14 protein-coding genes and 1 pseudogene are annotated in these 15013 nt (G+C 59.8%); 10 read left to right on the top strand and 5 right to left on the bottom strand.

Going from position 1 to position 15013, the window contains the following annotated elements:
• Nucleotides 1-19: 19 nt before the first annotated feature.
• Nucleotides 20-3679 (top strand): DNA polymerase III subunit alpha, encoded by a 3660-nt coding sequence (gene dnaE, locus CFE428DRAFT_RS07410; protein WP_006978874.1) that lies wholly within the window; start codon nucleotides 20-22, stop codon nucleotides 3677-3679.
• 85 nt (nucleotides 3680-3764) lie between these two features.
• Here dnaE and CFE428DRAFT_RS07405 read toward each other — a convergent pair whose 3' ends face one another.
• Entirely contained in the window at nucleotides 3765-4127 is a 363-nt protein-coding gene (locus CFE428DRAFT_RS07405) for a hypothetical protein (RefSeq protein WP_131989900.1), read from the bottom strand.
• Nucleotides 4128-4415: 288 nt separating this feature from the next.
• The gene (locus tag CFE428DRAFT_RS07400) at nucleotides 4416-4952 is read right to left on the bottom strand and encodes a porin family protein (protein ID WP_006978872.1); all 537 of its coding nucleotides are present in this window, start codon (nucleotides 4950-4952) and stop codon (nucleotides 4416-4418) included.
• A 463-nt stretch (nucleotides 4953-5415) separates the two neighbouring features.
• On the opposite strand from CFE428DRAFT_RS07400, the pseudogene CFE428DRAFT_RS40990 reads away from it, so the two are divergent.
• The 5 genes and pseudogenes from CFE428DRAFT_RS40990 to CFE428DRAFT_RS07375 all read left to right on the top strand — a co-directional run bounded on the left by CFE428DRAFT_RS40990 (nucleotide 5416) and on the right by CFE428DRAFT_RS07375 (nucleotide 8698).
• A pseudogene (locus CFE428DRAFT_RS40990) lies at nucleotides 5416-6366 on the top strand (ribose-phosphate diphosphokinase).
• Between the two features lie 5 nt (nucleotides 6367-6371).
• Nucleotides 6372-7217, top strand: coding sequence for a 50S ribosomal protein L25 (locus CFE428DRAFT_RS33200; RefSeq protein ID WP_006978870.1), 846 nt, complete (start codon nucleotides 6372-6374; stop codon nucleotides 7215-7217).
• Nucleotides 7114-7680, top strand: coding sequence for an aminoacyl-tRNA hydrolase (gene pth, locus CFE428DRAFT_RS07385; protein ID WP_042724549.1), 567 nt, complete (start codon nucleotides 7114-7116; stop codon nucleotides 7678-7680). Before CFE428DRAFT_RS33200 ends, pth begins: the two co-directional genes overlap by 104 nt.
• A 119-nt stretch (nucleotides 7681-7799) precedes the next feature.
• Nucleotides 7800-8117 (top strand): 30S ribosomal protein S6, encoded by a 318-nt coding sequence (gene rpsF / locus CFE428DRAFT_RS07380; protein ID WP_006978868.1) that lies wholly within the window; start codon nucleotides 7800-7802, stop codon nucleotides 8115-8117.
• 35 nt (nucleotides 8118-8152) lie between these two features.
• A complete protein-coding gene (locus CFE428DRAFT_RS07375; protein WP_006978867.1) occupies nucleotides 8153-8698 on the top strand; it encodes a single-stranded DNA-binding protein in 546 nt (181 codons plus the stop codon).
• Between the two features lie 465 nt (nucleotides 8699-9163).
• Here CFE428DRAFT_RS07375 and CFE428DRAFT_RS07365 read toward each other — a convergent pair whose 3' ends face one another.
• Nucleotides 9164-9409: a hypothetical protein gene (locus tag CFE428DRAFT_RS07365; RefSeq protein WP_006978866.1), complete on the bottom strand. Its 246-nt coding sequence runs from the start codon at nucleotides 9407-9409 to the stop codon at nucleotides 9164-9166.
• 73 nt (nucleotides 9410-9482) lie between these two features.
• Nucleotides 9483-10256 (bottom strand): carotenoid biosynthesis protein, encoded by a 774-nt coding sequence (locus CFE428DRAFT_RS07360; RefSeq protein WP_006978865.1) that lies wholly within the window; start codon nucleotides 10254-10256, stop codon nucleotides 9483-9485.
• A gap of 543 nt (nucleotides 10257-10799) precedes the next feature.
• On the opposite strand from CFE428DRAFT_RS07360, the gene CFE428DRAFT_RS07355 reads away from it, so the two are divergent.
• Both CFE428DRAFT_RS07355 and CFE428DRAFT_RS07350 read left to right on the top strand, forming a co-directional pair.
• The gene (locus CFE428DRAFT_RS07355) at nucleotides 10800-11060 is read left to right on the top strand and encodes a hypothetical protein (protein ID WP_042724547.1); all 261 of its coding nucleotides are present in this window, start codon (nucleotides 10800-10802) and stop codon (nucleotides 11058-11060) included.
• A gap of 6 nt (nucleotides 11061-11066) precedes the next feature.
• The gene (locus tag CFE428DRAFT_RS07350) at nucleotides 11067-11291 is read left to right on the top strand and encodes a hypothetical protein (protein ID WP_006978863.1); all 225 of its coding nucleotides are present in this window, start codon (nucleotides 11067-11069) and stop codon (nucleotides 11289-11291) included.
• Between the two features lie 217 nt (nucleotides 11292-11508).
• On the opposite strand, the gene CFE428DRAFT_RS07345 is transcribed toward CFE428DRAFT_RS07350, so the two are convergent.
• Nucleotides 11509-12882 carry an aspartate aminotransferase family protein gene (locus CFE428DRAFT_RS07345; protein WP_006978862.1) on the bottom strand — a complete coding sequence of 458 codons (1374 nt, stop codon included), beginning with the start codon at nucleotides 12880-12882 and terminating at the stop codon, nucleotides 11509-11511.
• A gap of 174 nt (nucleotides 12883-13056) precedes the next feature.
• On the opposite strand from CFE428DRAFT_RS07345, the gene CFE428DRAFT_RS07340 reads away from it, so the two are divergent.
• Both CFE428DRAFT_RS07340 and CFE428DRAFT_RS07335 read left to right on the top strand, forming a co-directional pair.
• Complete coding sequence (locus tag CFE428DRAFT_RS07340) at nucleotides 13057-13980, top strand: helix-turn-helix domain-containing protein (protein ID WP_006978861.1); 924 nt, start codon at nucleotides 13057-13059, stop codon at nucleotides 13978-13980.
• Nucleotides 13981-14069: 89 nt separating this feature from the next.
• Entirely contained in the window at nucleotides 14070-14879 is an 810-nt protein-coding gene (locus CFE428DRAFT_RS07335; RefSeq protein ID WP_157447450.1) for an alpha/beta hydrolase, read from the top strand.
• Nucleotides 14880-15013: the final 134 nt, after the last annotated feature.

The raw sequence follows: 15013 nt of genomic DNA, 5'->3' as shown, positions 1-15013 counted from the left end.
TTCGGGCTACTTTTCCGGCATGTCCGCTGATTCGTTCGTTCACCTCCATTGCCACACCGAATATTCGACGCTCGATGGCGCGGTGCGGATCAAAGAGGCGATGAAGAAGGCCAAGGAATACGGCATGCCGGCGCTGGCCATTACGGATCACGGTAACCTCTTCGGCGCCATCGAGTTCTATCAGGCGGGCAAGAGCTCGGGCGTCAATCCGATCATCGGCTGCGAGGTGTATGTCGCGCCGGATTCGCACCTGAAAAAGACGGCCACGACCCAGCGTGAATCGGCCTTCCATCTCACCCTGCTGGCGCAGAATGACCAGGGGTATCGCAACCTCGTGAAGCTCGTCTCCATCGCGCACCTCGACGGCATGTATTACAAGCCGCGCATCGACAAGGAATTGCTCGCCCAATACGGCAAAGGATTGATCGGTCTGAGCGGCTGTCTCAAGGGAGAAATCAACCAGGCGATCATCGAGGACAACCTGCCGAAAGCGAAGGAGCTGACGGGAGCGTATCGCGACATCCTCGGGCCGGAGAATTTCTTCATCGAACTGCACAACCACGGGATCGAGGCGCAGCTCAAGTGCAACAAGACGCTGCCGGTGCTGGCTAAGGAATTCGGCCTCGGTCTGGTCGCGGCGAATGACGTCCACTTTCTCCAACGCACCGACCACGCGGCGCATGACGCGCTGATCTGTATCGGCACCGGCTCGAACATCGCCGACGAGCGCCGCATGCATTACGTGCAGGAGGTCTATTTCAAATCGCCCGCGGAGATGCGCGCGCTTTTCGCCGAGGTGCCGGAGGCGTGCGACAACACGCTGGCCATCGCCGAGCGGTGCAATATCACCATCGATACCTCGCCGAAGTATCCGAACTACACGCCGCCGCCGGGCAGGACGCAGAACGAATATCTGCGCGAGATCACGCTGGCGGGCATGCACCGGCGCTACGGCTCGGACGCGGATTCCGAAATCGTGCAGAAGCGTTTCGAACTCGAGATCAGCGTGCTCGAGAAACAGGGCTTCACGAATTACTTCCTCATCGTCTGGGACTTCATCAACTGGGCGAAGGAGCACGGCATACCCGTGGGACCGGGCCGCGGTTCGGCCGCAGGTTCGATGATCGCTTATGCGATGGGCATCACGGATATCGACCCGATCAAGTTCAAGCTGCTCTTCGAGCGCTTCCTCAATCCCGAGCGTGTCAGCCCGCCGGATATCGACGTCGACTTCTGCGTGAATCGGCGCGGCGAGGTGATCGATTATGTGCGCCAGAAATATGGCGAGCGCGCGGTGTCGCAAATCATCACCTTCGGCACGTTGGGCGCGAAGTCGGTGTTGCGCGACGTGGCGCGAGTGCAAGGCTGGAGCTATGGCGATGCGGATCGCGTGGCCAAGATGATTCCGAACGAACTCGGCATCACCCTCAAGGGGCTCGACAAGAAGAATAAGGAGACCGGCCAGATGGATCACATTGCCGGCGCCATCGACAAGAACCCGGAACTGAAGAAGGCGGTGGATACCGAGCCGGCGACCGCGCAGCTCTGGGACGTGGCGACGAAGCTGGAAGGCCTGACCCGCGGCGTGGGCGTGCACGCGGCGGGCGTAGTCATCGGCGACCGCGATTTATCGGACTACATCCCGCTCACCCGGGCGAACGACAACTCGATTGTCTCGCAGTATGCCATGGGCCCGCTGACCGACGTGGGCATGCTGAAGTGCGACTTCCTCGGGTTGAAGACGCTCACGGTCATTACCGATGCGGTGGTTTTGATCCGGCATCGCGAGCCGGACTTCGACGTCGACAAGATTCCGCTGGAAAATCAGCCGACCTTCGACCTGTTGAACCGCGGTGAAACGATCGGCATCTTCCAGTTGGAATCGGGTGGTATGGTCAGCGTCTGCCGGCAGTTCGACATCAAGGACATCGAAGATATCAACGCCATCCTGGCGCTGTATCGGCCGGGTCCGATGGACCTCATTCCCGACTACATCAAGCGCAAGAAGGGCAAGGCGAAGGTGAAGGCGCCGCACAAGCTGCTCCTCGATATGACGAAGGAGACCTACGGAGTGCTCGTCTACCAGGAGCAGGTCATGCAGGCCGCGCAGATTCTCGCCGGATACACGCTCGGCGGTGCGGACTTGCTGCGCCGCGCCATGGGCAAGAAGGACAAGGAGAAGATGGCCAAGGAGCGCATCAAATTTTGCGAGGGCTGCAAGAACCTGCACAACATCGAGGAGAAGACGGCGAACGAGATCTTCGATACGCTGGAGAAGTTCGCGGGCTACGGCTTCAACCGGTCGCACTCCGCGGCGTATGCCTGGATCAGTTACCAGACGGCGTATTTGAAGGCGAACTACCCGGTCGAGTTCATGGCCGCGGTGATGAGTAACGAAGTTTCCAACACCGACAAGATCAGCATCTTCGTCGGCGAGTGCGAGCGCATGGGCATGACCATCCTGCCGCCGGACGTCAACAAGAGCGGTCTCAAGTTCACGCCGGAAGAGGTGAATGTGGAAGGAATTGCCGCTGCACAAGCCGCGCGGCGCAAGTTGCAGGTAGCCGCGCAGGCGACCGAACAAGGGGAAGACGCGCCCGAATCGATCGAGGAAGAAAACGTGCGCTTTGAGGATCTACCGAGCGGCCCGGGGACGAATGGCAGCGCCGGGGCGGAAACGCCGGCCTCGGATGAGAAGATTCACGTCGGCTCGATTCGCTATGGCCTGGCGGCGATCAAGAACGTCGGCGAAGCGGCCGTGGCCGCGGCGATTGTCGAACGCAACAACAAGGGCGCGTTTCAATCGCTCGAGGATTTCTGCGGACGCGTCGACGTGAAAAAGATGAACAAGAAAGCGCTCGAATGCCTCGTGAAGTGCGGGGCGTTCGACTGGACCGGCGTGGAGCGAGCCCAGTTGCACTCGGAGATCGACGGCGCCCTGGCTGCGGCTTCCAGTGCGAATCGCGATCGCGCGGTGGGGCAGTTTTCGATGTTCGACGATTTCGAGATTTCCGGCAAAGCGACCAAGACGACGAAGGGGAGTGCCCCGAAAGTGGCGCCATGGAGCTCGACGGAGAAGCTCGCTTACGAGAAGGAACTGCTCGGCTTCTATGTCACCGGGCATCCGCTCGATGAATATCGCTCCGCCCTGGAGAAGTTCGTGCCCATCGCCAAGCTGAGCGAGGAAGAGGATAAGAGCACGGTGACCATCGGCGGCGCGCTGGCGTCAGTGGAAAAGAAGTTCACCAAAAAGGACAACAAGCCTTTCGCCGTAGTGGTGCTCGAAGACGTCACGGCGTCACTGGAAGTGATGATTTGGAACGAGACGTTCAACAAGAGCCAGGCGCTGCTGGTGCAGGGCAGTGTGGTATCGATCACCGGACGGCTCGACCTACGGGAGGAAGCGCCCCGTCTCGTGGCGAATGAGCTCAAGCTGGTCAAGAAACCCGCGCCGACGGAAAAGCCGGTGGTGCTCTATTTCCATGCGAGCAAGACCACCGAGGGGGACTTGAGCACGGTCCTGGGAGTGGTGCAGCGATTTCCCGGTCCCAGGCGCCTGGAGCTTCGCTTCACGGACGGCGATGGACGCACGCTGGTGCGCATGGCTGCGGGGAATGAGTTCAAGGTGGCGTGGAACGATGCCGTTTCGAAAGAACTCTCGCCTTGGCTGAAGAAGTGAATGGGCTGTGAGCGTGGTGCTGGCGTCGTCGCCTGGGTCAGTGACCCGGGACCGCCGACAGCGCGCGCACTTTGCGCGTTCGAAACTACCCCGTTGGCCGATTGACCGGCCGGGCGGTGTGAAAGACGTCGATGAGGACGAGGAGCCCGAGGATTAAAAATACCAGTCCGCCGCGGCTGCCCATGGAGATGTGCATGAAGGCGCTTCCGAGGAAAACGCCGACGAGCATGTCGAGGAACAGGTTGGCGGAGAAGGGCAGGCTCCGAAAGACGCCGAGTTCGTATTCGGTGCAGAAACTATAGGCCGCCATGGCTCCGCCCAGAAAGACCGCAATCCGGAGATTGACTGCTTCATGGGTGAAACCGAATAGCCACGGCGAGGCGATGATGAGCGCGCTGAAGACGTAGTCCATGATCCCGTGCGTCCTGCGGGAAATAGTGTGAGTCATAGTGAAACCTCTCACCGAGAGTTTCGCATGAAACAGGGCCGGGTGTTCACGGGAATCGTGAACTGATGGTGGAATCGGGGAGAGGCCTGACTCCCGGAGGAATGCCCTCTTGGGCGTTCCGCTGGTTTTCTTAATCTTAATCCTAATCTTACTCTTAATCCTCTTCAGCCACCCCGAGGGATTAAGAGTAAGATTAGGGTTAAGAGACGGAACTCTGATCCGTACAAAAAGGAACCGCCGGGGCGTTGCCACCCCGGCGGTTCGTGAGTTTAGGCTAAGCTAAAAAGCTTAGAAGATGAAACGAACGCCCAGCGAAACGCGGACGCTGTCTTCTTCGTGGGCACCTGCCCAGGTATAGCGGCCTTCGCCGTAGATACCGAGGTGGTGGGTGGCGCGCCATTCAAGGCCGCCGCCGACGTGCCAGGTGCCGGCATTGATGCCGTCGGTCTGGAAGCCGCCACCGGTGAGGATGTAGGGAGCCAGGCAGAGATTGCCGGCTTCGATCGGGTAGCGGGCGATGAGGCTGCCGCTGAAGGTCCAGAGACCATTGCTGGCAGAGACGATGTTTGCATCAGCGCCGACGCCAAGGTAGCGCATGAAGAAGTAGTTCACACCGAGACCACCACCGAAGCCGTCTTTCGGGCCGGCGACGTTGTCATGGCGATGGGTGTCAGCCCAGCTGCCGAAGACGTCGAGCTGAAGTTCCTGGTCCTTGAAGCAGGGTTCAGTCGGGACGGGTTGTTTCATTTCCTTCATTTCGTGTCCGGCGAACGCGCTGGAGGCGAGGGCGAGGCACGCAACAAAGGGGATTGCGATCTTTTTCATTTAGGGTTGTTTTCCTGGTTGTTTGGTTTGTCTTGCGCCTAGGGGAGGCTCAATGAAGGGATGTGGTAAGAACTTGATGGAAAGTTGTAAAGGATTTTTTGATACCGTGGTAATACGCAAACAGTCTCCAGACAGGTGTTTCCTTCCCAAGAAATGAGAGGGGATTTCTCCTCGCTGGTAGAGGGGGGAAGTGGCGTTTCTTCGATCGTTTCGCTTCTTCGAAAGAGTGCGCACAAAGCGCAGGGGACGCCAAATGTTTCGTTGTGGAGGTGGGATGTAGTGGATCGTTGACGAACCGCCAATTCCATTACCGAAGGGAGGGGAGGAGCTCGGAAAAAACCCGGTTTGCAGGCCTTGTTTTTCCTCCGTCCCACATTCGTCGCACTTTTCCGTTTGTGTTTCTAAACGCGCGCTCTAGAGTCGCTCTCCCGTTTTTCCCAGCATGTTCCGCTCAAAAACCGAAATGAAGATCTTTTGCGGCTCGGCTCACCGCCAGCTAGCGCAGCGCATTTGCGCTTTCGTCAGAGTGCCGCTGGGCGACGCCACGGTGGACTCGTTCCCCGACGGCGAAACCTTCGTCAAGATCAACGAAAACATCCGCGGTCGCGATGTCTTCCTCGTCCAGCCGACCTGTCCGTCTGACCAACCAGAACCTGATGGAACTGCTCATCATGGTCGACGCGGCCCAAGCGGGCGAGCGCGGCGCGTTATCACGGCGGTGATTTCCTTTCTTTCGGTTACGCGCGGCAGGATCGCAAGGACCAGCCCCGCGTCCCGATCACGGCCAAGCTGGTGGCCAATCTTCTCAATGCCGCGGGCGTCGATCGCGTGTTGACGATGGACCTCCACGCGCAAGCAGGTCGCCGGGTTCTTCGATATCCCGGTCGATCACCTCTACGCCGCGCCGGTGGTCATTCGGCATTTGCGCGACAAGGGTTTCAGCAGTCCGGTGGTGGTGTCGCCGGATGTCGGCGGTTTGAAGATGGCGGATGCCTATTCGCAGGCGTTGGGCGCCGGGTTGGCCATCGTGGCCAAGCGCCGCAAGAGCGCCACAGAGATCGAAGCGCTGAACGTCATTGGTGAAGTGGAAGGCCGCGAAGTCATTATGGTCGATGACTTGACCGAGACCGCGGGCACGCTCTGCAGCGCAGCGAAAATTCTCCACGAGCGCGGTGCGACCAAAATCATCGCCTGCGTCTCTCACGCGGTCCTCTCCGACCTGGCGATCGAGCGGTTGAAGAAATCCTTCGTCTCCGAGCTCATCACCACGAACAGCGTGCCGGTGCGTTCGGGCGACGGCTTCCCGATTACCACGCTGTGCATCGCGGAACTCCTCGGCGAAGCGATCCTCCGCATTCACGACGACGAGTCCGTCTCCTCTCTCTTCAAAATCTCCGAAACCGAAAAAGTCTAACCCTTATGGCCAAACAACAAAAACTCACCGCGCTTACGCGGACCGAAACCGGCCGCTCCGCGGTCAACAAAATCAAGCAGCAGGGCCTCGTCCCGGCCGTCGTCTACGGCGGCAAGGAACAACCGATCAATCTGTCGGTGAATGCCCGCGAAATCCGCAACATCCTCGCACACGCGACGAGCGAACACTTCCTCGTTGATCTCGAGATCGCCGACGGCAGCAATAAGAGCAATCGTCTCGCGCTGGTGCAGGAAGTGCAGCACGACCCGCTCAAGGGCGACGTTTTGCACGTCGATTTCCACGCCGTGAAGGCGGACGAGAAGTTGCACGCGGAAATCCCGGTCGAGACCGTGGGTGAACCGGCCGGTGTGAAGAACTACGGCGGCATTCTCGAGATCTCCATGCACGCGATCGAAGTCGAGTGCTTGCCGAAGGATCTTCCCGAAATCATCACTCTCGACGTCTCCGCCCTCAACGTTGGCGAAGGCATCCACATCAAGGACATCAAGTTCCCGGAAGGCGTGACCACTCACGTGGACGGCGAACTGACGGTGGTCCGCGTGTCGGCTCCGACGGTGGAAGTCGAGCCGGCTCCTGGTGCGGAAGCCGCTGCCGGCCCCGAAGTCATCAAGGAGAAGAAGGAAGAAGGCGCCGCCAGCGAAGGGTGCTGCTCCCGCGAAGGGCGCTGCCCCGGCCAAGCCCGCCGACAAGAAGTAATAGCAGCCAGCTTTTGCGGCGCGTGCCTACATGCCTTCCGATATCGCACCGGGCTTCCGGCTCCTCGTGGGACTCGGCAACCCCGGTCGCGAATATCGGGACACGCGCCACAATGTTGGTTTCATGCTGCTTGACCGGCTCGCCACGCGCGAGCGCGTCGACTTCCGCGTGGAGAAAAGCTGGCAGGCCGAAGTGGCCCGCTCCGGCGACCTTCTCCTCTGCAAGCCGCTGACCTATATGAACCTCAGCGGCCAGGCAGTGCGCCCACTCAGCCAATTCTACAAGATCGAGCCCTCGCAGGTGCTGGTGATCCTTGACGACATGGCCCTTCCGCTCGGCAAGCTGCGCTTCCGGACGAATGGCTCGGCCGGTGGCCACAACGGCCTCGCCTCGGTCATCGAGCACTTCGGCACACCGGCTGTTCCGCGTTTGCGGATCGGCATCGGCGGTGCCGAGCGTGGGGTGGTCGATCACGTGCTGGGGCGTTTTGCCTTGGAAGAACAGCCTGCGGTAGAGCAGAGTCTCGATCGCGCGCTGGAAGCCATCGATTGCGCCCGCACCCGCGGCCTCGAGGCAGCGATGAATGCTTACAACTAACTGAAAATCTCTTAATCCTTAATCTTTGATCCTTAATCCTTGCGATGCAGTGGAGGGATTAACGATTAAGATTAAGGATTAGGATTAAGAAAAAGACCCTAAAAACCAAACCCCGATAAATGAGCAATAAGAACCGTTACGAAGGACTCCTGGTCCTCAATGTGCAAGGCAACGAAGATGGCGCGAAAGACGTCATCGAACGCCTCGAAGGCGAATTCAAGAAGGACGGCGCGACCGTCGAGCAGGTCCAGAAGATGGACCGCCGCCAGTTCAGCTACACCGCTGGCAAGCTGGAGAGCGGCTACTATGTGAACTTCATTTTCAACGCCCCGGCTGCGTCGATCGACAAGCTGAAGGCCCGCTTCACGCTCGACGAGGACGTCTATCGCCAGCACTACCAGAAGCTGACCGCGAAGAAGGCCGCCAAGGCCGCTTAATTCCGCGCAGCGCGCAACCTTAATCCAGGCGATTTATGGCCAGCCTCAATAAAGTCATGCTCATCGGGAATCTGACCCGCGATCCCGAGATCAAATACACGCCGAAGGGCACCGCGATCGCGGACATCGGCCTGGCTGTGAATCGTAACTACACCACCGAGACCGGCGAAAAGCGCGAGGAAGTCACCTTCATCGACGTAACGCTCTGGGGTCGTGTCGCGGAGATCGTGGGTGAGTATTGCAAGAAGGGTCGCCCGCTTTTCGTGGAAGGCCGCTTGCAGCTCGACACGTGGGATGACAAGCAGACCGGCCAGAAGCGTTCGAAGCTGAAGGTCGTCGGCGACAACATCCAGCTCCTCGGTGGACGTGAGGGTGGGGAAGGTGGCGGCGGCGGTGGTGGTTCCCGTGGAAACCGCGCCAGCGAAGGCGAATACGACGGCCCGCCCTCGGGCGGAGGCAGCAGCAGCGGTGGTGGCGGTGGTAGTGGAGGCGGCGGTGGCTTCAAAAAGTCGCCGCCCCCGCAGCGCAAGCCGCCGGTCGACCCGGACCTGGACGCAGCGGAAGACGACATCCCGTTCTAAGCGAACAGCCGAAAGGCATATTTCAAAGGCAGGCGTTGATTCAGCGCCTGCCTTTTCCTTTTAAAACATTGAAGGCCGGTGCTGATCTCCAGCACCGGCCTTCTGTTTGTGGTTTTAAACTGGGTAGGGACGACCGAGGAGGCGGAAAGGAATAGCTGGAGGTTGGCTGACGGGCGAGCCAGCCTCAGACGAGCCGCCGAGCAAAGCCGACGCCGTTTCGGCAGGCTCAGGGCTCCGAGCTCGTCGAGGGGCACTGGGACCAGTCCGCCCTCAAGCATTACCCACATCTCAAAAAGACTGCGGATGGGGCCCGCGAATCACGCAGATAACGCGAATGAGGAGGATTTTATTCGCGTGATCTGCGTGATTCGCAGGCACTTCTTCTCTCCGCGGGACCTTCAAAAAAGATGTGGGTAATGGTTAGTCCGCCCTACCTGGTGGGTTCGCAACGTTTCCGCGCGGCGATCAGTTGTCGCCGGGGATGCTCATTTCGAACACGGTCTCTGCCTCGTCGGGGCCCATGCCGGCGCGGGCTTCGAGGCCCAGCGTTCGGTAGGCTCGCTCGAGAGCGACCGGATTGTTGCGCAGTTCGGGGAAAACCGTGACAAGACGCTGTTTGATCCAGCGCCGCGCCATCCCCCGTTCGACCGGATGAAGTTCCGGCTCACGGCTGAAGGCACGCTTAATGAACTGAATTAGTCCCGATTTCATGATTGCCTCTTATAACACACCTCCGGAAACTATCTTGGTGATAATTTTGTGATAATTCTAATAGTGGTGTTTATTAGCGAAATTTATGCATGAGGTGGGAAAAGAGGAAGACAGCGTGGAAGATGACCAAGGTCACGATGGGTTGCCACGCTCGCTTTTGGGCTGAGGCCACGACGCTTTTTTCCCGCAAGACCAGAGTAATCAACGCTGCAAGGATGCCCCAGGCAAGGCTGCCGGTGAAAGGTGGATCGAAGACCGGCGGAAGGGTAGGGGCGGTAGCTCGCCAGAACCAAAAGCCGCGCCATTTAGCGGCCAGCGGTTCGAGGTTCAGGTCGGTGAGAAGCGCTACTATTCCGGCGCCGATAGCGAGCCAAACCTGCCCCAAGCGGGGGCGAAACCGCAGCAACGCTTCGCGGGCGCCGATGATCGCGGAGAACCAAAAGAGGGGCAAGCCGAGCGGAACTGGTCCGAGCTTGAGGCTCAGCGGAGCGCCGTAACGAATCGGGCCGAGTGGGAAGCCGGTCATGACGCTTACCCAAGCGATGGCGATGACGCCGCCGAAAATCAGCAACGCCCACCGACGCGCGGTCGCCAGACCGATGGTCTCGACGAGGCGAAAGTAAACGTTGGCTGCGGCGAGGGTGATCCACGCGAGATCAAGGTGCGCCAGCATCCAGACCAGCGCCGCTCGCAGATCTGGATTCGAGACGGACCTTTCCAGCGAGCCTTCGCCGATGCCGCAACTCCAAACGACCGCGACGGCCAGCGAGACGAGGACGAAGAAAATCCACAACCCGGCGACGAGAGGTTCCAGACTGCGGATCACAAGGGAATCGCGGGAGGACATTGCGGAGGAAGATACAAATGCGCAGTAATCCGAAATCAGCGGACGGAGTCGATAGGGAATCCACCGTGCGACGGTGTTTGGGTGAAACCCGATGGCGCCAATTGCGGGGAGGGTGCGGCGGCTTCCTCTAACCATTACCCACATCTTTGCGCGGTGTTTAGATGTCGAAGGGGACGGCGCCACTGGGAGCGGCGACTTCCTAGTCGCTGACCGAAAACCGATGCGCGCAGCGCCTCTCTTCGAGGGCGTCGTCCGCGACGCAGGTTTTTTTCTGGGAAGTCACCCCTCCCAGTAAGCTACGGTCGCATTACCCTGGTCCTAAATCCGAAAAAGATGTGGGTAATGCTGAGGCATCCTGCCACTGATCGCCCAAGTTGCGGGGATGGCCGTAGCAATACACCAGTACTGCCGCAGCGGATTCTAAAGAGCCACGAACAAAGCCCTTCGATTTGCACTTGCGAGAGTAAATACCGCATTGCAATGTAGTGGAAAACACGATAGTGGTATCACGTATCTCTCATTGGTGGTTTTATTTTTCTGAAAATGCCCATTTCGCGTGATCAATCGAAAAAGTCCAGGGCGGTGACTTCTCTCGCTCAAGCCCGGCAGTGGGCGATGTGTTTGGTGTGTCTGTTGTGCGGACTCGCGCTGATTTTGGCGTCGCCATCGCACCATCAATATCGGGGCCTGGAACTGCTCGTCGGCACTGTTCTCCTCGTCACCGCTTTGGGCGATTTCGCCCTGGGAATTTTGCTTGCTGTAGCCGCGCGGGAGGTCAAGCCGCGCAAATTCGAAACCGAATAGTCCCCCATGTACACCACACTCCCTCATCTCCAATCGGCGATCCGTACTCAGCTCCAGAGATCGGAGGTCTGCCGCATTTACAAAGAATCGATCAACGCCTGCTGGCCCAATCTGTCCGACAACGCGCAACTGGAAAAGATGACGCTGTTCGCCGAGCGGAATCACTGGAGCGTCAGTTGCCGCACCTTGGGCAATCTCGGAGTCGTCGCCGAGTTTGCGAAAGCCACCTGACGCGCGGGCAATAAACCTACCCTTTTCGACCGTGGGGTTTCTTCTGAAATCCCTCGATTGCATCGGCGGCCTCCCTTTCAGCGAGGGGAGGCCGCTTTTTTTGAACCCGCGTCGAGGGAGGATGTAGACGCCTCGCTCTGTCGAGGCGCGGGAGAAAAGCTTCATTTGCAGCGTTTCCCCGGAGTGTCGTGGCGACAACCGGCTTCGATGAACTCGATTACAGCGCGGCGATCGCTTCGTCGGTCGCTTCGGCGAGGACGGCGAGGCCATCCTGTAGAGCGTCGAGCGGGATGGTGAGCGGCGGGGCGATCTTGACGGTTTGGCCCCAGGCGCCGACGGGCGCGAAGAGGAGCAGACCCTTGTGAAAGCAACGCTCGATGATGTTGTGCGCGAGGTCGTGGTTCGGCTCTTTCTTGCCTTTCACCATGGTCTGCATGCCGCCGACCAGGCCGCGGGCGCTGACGTAGCCGATGTAATCCGGGTGCTTCTTTTGGATCTGGCGCAGGCCTTCCAGCAGGGTGGATTCGAGCCGGGCGGCGTTGCCGGTGAGATCTTCGCGGATGATTTTTTGCACGCTGGCCAGGGCGGCGGCGCAGCACACGGGATTGCCGGTGTGCGTGCTGGTCATCGAGCCGGGACCGAATTGATCCATGATCGATTCGCGACCGATCACGGCCGAGAGCGGCAGCGAACTGCTGATGCCCTTGCCGCAGCAGATGATGTCGGGCGTGACGCCGTAATGCTCGAATGCCCAGAACTTCCCGGTGCGTCCGAAACCAGCCTGCACTTCGTCGAAGGTGAGGACGATCTGGTGCTTGCGGCACCACTCAGCGAGTTGGCGGACGAATTCGACGGGAGCGAAGTCGGGGCCGACGCCCTGGTAGCTTTCCATGATGACGCCGGCGACGTTTTCGGGTTTCATGCCGCGCGCTTCGACGGCGGCGAGGAAGGCATCGAAGCTGGTGTCGGTCTGCCAGAACCCATCCGGGAAGGGCGCGGTCATGATGGCCGGGTCTTCATTGACGATCCACGATTTCTGTCCGGCCATGCCGCCGGCCTGTTGCGAGCCGAGGGTCCGGCCGTGAAAGCCGCGTTCCCAGCCGATGATGCCGATCTTTTTGTTGCCGCCGACCTTGATGCCGTGGGCGCGGCTGAGCTTGATGGCGCACTCGGTGGCTTCCGAACCGGTGGTAAGGAGGAAAACTTTCTTCAGGCCTTCCGGGGCGACGCCGGCGAGGCATTCCACGAGGGCGGCGCGCTTTTCATTGCCGAAGACGTAGCTGTGGAGCAGGCCGCTGTGGACCTGGTCGACGATGGCCTGGCTGATTTCCGGGGCGGCGTGGCCGGCGTTGGTGACGAGCACGCCCGACGACCAATCGAGCCAGCGGTTGCCGTATTTGTCGTAAATCTGAATGTCCTCGGCGCGATCCCAGACGAGGGGTGGCATGCCGCGCATGGAGATGGGCTCGAATTGGCGCAGCTTCTCGAGCAATGGCACGGAATCGGGATGCGGCAGCGGGCTGGCGACGCGGCGGTACTTGGTTTCGACGCGGGGGACGGTCTTCGGGATGATGTTGTATTCTTTGCCCATGGTGCGAGGTGGTGAGGATGAAGAGGGGAGTGCTTAGTGCTTGATGCTTAGTGAGGAGTGAAAAGGGGGGGTGGCAGGCGGCGGAAAAAGACAGATGGCAGAAAGACGATGGGCGGACGCTAGCAGCGCGGGCTTGCTCTCTCTACTCGGTAGGTTACGGTTTCTGATACTTTTGTGATCTCCGCCCGCCAGCCCATCCTCGAGACAACGCCGCAATCCTCGCGCGAGTCGTTTCATTGCGAGGTGGTAAAGGGGAGCGGGTATGGGGCGCGCTGGCACTTTCATCCCGAGGTGCAGCTTACGCTGGTAATGAAGAGCGCGGGGTATCGCATCGTGGGGGATAATATCGCGCCGCTCGTGCCGGGGGATCTGGTGTTCGTGGGGGCAAATTTGCCGCATGTATGGCACCAAGAGGAAGGGAATGCCGAATGTGGAATGCGGAATGTGGAATCGGGGGCGCGGAAGAAGGAGAGAACGGACGCGGTGCACGCCATCGTGGTGCGGTTTCGCGAGGATTTTCTCGGGGATCACTTTTTGCAGAGTCCGGAGATGGAAGCGGTGCGGCGGTTGTTGAAGCGCAGCGCGCGTGGGTTGCAGGTGACGGGGGTGACGCGCGAGGTCGTAGCGCGGTCGATGCAGGAGCTCGCGGACTCGCAAGGATTGGGGCGGTTGTTGAAGCTGCTGGAGATCGTGAATGCGCTGGCGGCGTCGAAGCATCTGCACCCGATCGCGAGCGCGAACTTTTCACCGGAGTTGCGGGATTCGGACACGCCGCGCATGCAGCGGGTCATGCGCTACATCCACGAGCATCTCGATGAAGTCATCGAGCGCGAGGAGGTGGCGCGTTGTGCGGCGTTGAGCGAGGGAGCGTTCAGCCGGTTTTTCAAAACGCGCACCGGGAAGACGCTGCCGCAGTACATCAATGAGCTTCGGGTCGGGAATGCCTGTGCGCGGCTGCGCGATGCGGAGGCGAAGGTGGCGGATATCGCGCTGGCCTGCGGCTTTGAGAACCTGGCGAATTTCAATCGCCAGTTCCGCGCGATCACCGGCATGAGCCCGCGGGAATATCGCGGGGCGTTTGAGGATCACGCACTATGAATGCGGAATGTGGAGTGCGGAATGCGGAATCGGAAACGAAGCCACACTTGCAACGGTTATGGCAACGAGCGCTGCGAATTGGTACTTGGTTGGTTGGAGCGTATGCCGTCGCGGCGATCCTCCTGGTTCTGGGCGAGAATCGGCTCGCTTTTCCAGGATGGACCATTCGCCAGCCGTGGCTGGGGCCGCCGGCGAAGACGATGGTCGAGGAGGAGTCGATGGTGACGCCGGATGGCAATACCATCCAGGGTTGGTGGCTGCCGGCGACGGATTGGACCCCGGGAAAAGGGGCGGTGCTCTATATGCACGGCAATGGTCAGAATCTTTCCACCTGTGGCAAGGCACTGCGCAGTTGGCGCAACGAACTGCACATGAGCGTGCTGGGTTTCGATTATCCGGGTTTCGGTCACAGCTCCGGAACGCCGGATGAGCAGAGCTGCTACGCTGCGTCGCAAGCCGCCTTCGACTGGATTGTGCGCGAAAAGGGGGTGGCGGCGCGCGATGTGGTAGTGATCGGACAATCCATGGGTGGGGCGATGGCCACGGAGGTTGCCAGTCGGCAGCGCTGTCGAGCGTTGATCACGTCCGGAGCGTTTACCTCATTTCCCGACATTGCCCAGTATCACTATGGCTGGCTGCCGGCGCGGTATCTGGTGCGGCTGAAGTTCGATAATCTGGCCAAGATGCGCCGGATGGAGACTCCGGTGTTCATTGCGCAGGGGATGGAAGATCAAACCGTACCCTTCTCACAGGGCGCGCAGTTGTATGCAGCCGCTGTGGTGGGTTTGAAGCGATTCTATCCGATGCCCGGCCATGGGCATTCCCAGCCGGATTCGGTCGAGTTTTATGAGGCAGTACGGGCCTTTTTACAGAAGACGCGCCGCGAGAATTTGCATTGATCCACGGCTCGTAGATTCTGCCACTTTCTGGAAATCTAAGGTTTTCCCTGAAGGACGTCACGCAACCGTCACAATCAATTTTGGAATGTAACCTGTTTGTAACATGACTGAGACGCGAATGTCACAGATTGGCC

Source organism: Chthoniobacter flavus Ellin428 (assembly GCF_000173075.1).
GTDB classification, from domain to species: domain Bacteria; phylum Verrucomicrobiota; class Verrucomicrobiia; order Chthoniobacterales; family Chthoniobacteraceae; genus Chthoniobacter; species Chthoniobacter flavus.
This window is presented reverse-complemented; position numbering and strand designations above follow the sequence as displayed.

Excerpts from the sequence above, each read along its gene's own strand:
- CFE428DRAFT_RS07345 (WP_006978862.1), bottom strand. The coding sequence starts at position 12,882 with ATGGGCAAAGAATACAACATCATCCCGAAGACCGTCCCCCGCGTCGAA.
- pth (WP_042724549.1), top strand. The coding sequence starts at position 7,114 with ATGCCTTCCGATATCGCACCGGGCTTCCGGCTCCTCGTGGGACTCGGC.
- CFE428DRAFT_RS07350 (WP_006978863.1), top strand. The coding sequence starts at position 11,067 with ATGTACACCACACTCCCTCATCTCCAATCGGCGATCCGTACTCAGCTC.
- CFE428DRAFT_RS07360 (WP_006978865.1), bottom strand. The coding sequence starts at position 10,256 with ATGTCCTCCCGCGATTCCCTTGTGATCCGCAGTCTGGAACCTCTCGTC.
- CFE428DRAFT_RS07405 (WP_131989900.1), bottom strand. The coding sequence starts at position 4,127 with ATGACTCACACTATTTCCCGCAGGACGCACGGGATCATGGACTACGTC.
- CFE428DRAFT_RS33200 (WP_006978870.1), top strand. The coding sequence starts at position 6,372 with ATGGCCAAACAACAAAAACTCACCGCGCTTACGCGGACCGAAACCGGC.
- dnaE (WP_006978874.1), top strand. The coding sequence starts at position 20 with ATGTCCGCTGATTCGTTCGTTCACCTCCATTGCCACACCGAATATTCG.
- CFE428DRAFT_RS07375 (WP_006978867.1), top strand. The coding sequence starts at position 8,153 with ATGGCCAGCCTCAATAAAGTCATGCTCATCGGGAATCTGACCCGCGAT.
- CFE428DRAFT_RS07400 (WP_006978872.1), bottom strand. The coding sequence starts at position 4,952 with ATGAAAAAGATCGCAATCCCCTTTGTTGCGTGCCTCGCCCTCGCCTCC.
- CFE428DRAFT_RS07355 (WP_042724547.1), top strand. The coding sequence starts at position 10,800 with ATGCCCATTTCGCGTGATCAATCGAAAAAGTCCAGGGCGGTGACTTCT.
- rpsF (WP_006978868.1), top strand. The coding sequence starts at position 7,800 with ATGAGCAATAAGAACCGTTACGAAGGACTCCTGGTCCTCAATGTGCAA.
- CFE428DRAFT_RS07365 (WP_006978866.1), bottom strand. The coding sequence starts at position 9,409 with ATGAAATCGGGACTAATTCAGTTCATTAAGCGTGCCTTCAGCCGTGAG.